At 44.9% G+C, this 265-nt stretch carries 1 protein-coding gene; it reads right to left on the bottom strand.

Annotated features, from left to right (window positions below; translation table 11 throughout):
- Window positions 1-55 precede the first annotated feature (55 nt).
- Window positions 56-265, bottom strand: a 210-nt coding sequence (locus tag AAEZ02_RS22660; protein ID WP_351125322.1) for a hypothetical protein, incomplete at its 5' end; no start/stop codon positions are given.

The following is a 265-nucleotide window of genomic DNA, read 5'->3' as shown; positions in this document are numbered from 1 at the left end:
AACATAATGTGCTCTCCTCTTATTCACCTAAGGTTTGGTATTTTATCTCAGCTTGTTATTTGGCTTTTTTAGCCTTTACACGTTTATTGTGAAGCGCCAGCATCGGCTTTAGGAATCTCGCGGTATGAGACTCTGGGTGCTCTGCTACTTCTTCTGGGCTGCCTGCAGCTAAAATCATGCCGCCGCCAGCACCACCTTCAGGGCCTAAATCGATAATCCAGTCTGCGGTTTTAATCACATCTAAATTATGCTCAATCACCACAAC

Source organism: Shewanella sp. T24-MNA-CIBAN-0130, assembly GCF_040310185.1.
Lineage (GTDB): Bacteria > Pseudomonadota > Gammaproteobacteria > Enterobacterales > Shewanellaceae > Shewanella > Shewanella psychromarinicola.
Note: the sequence above shows the minus strand (reverse complement) of the source record. Positions and strands in the feature narration are given on the sequence as shown.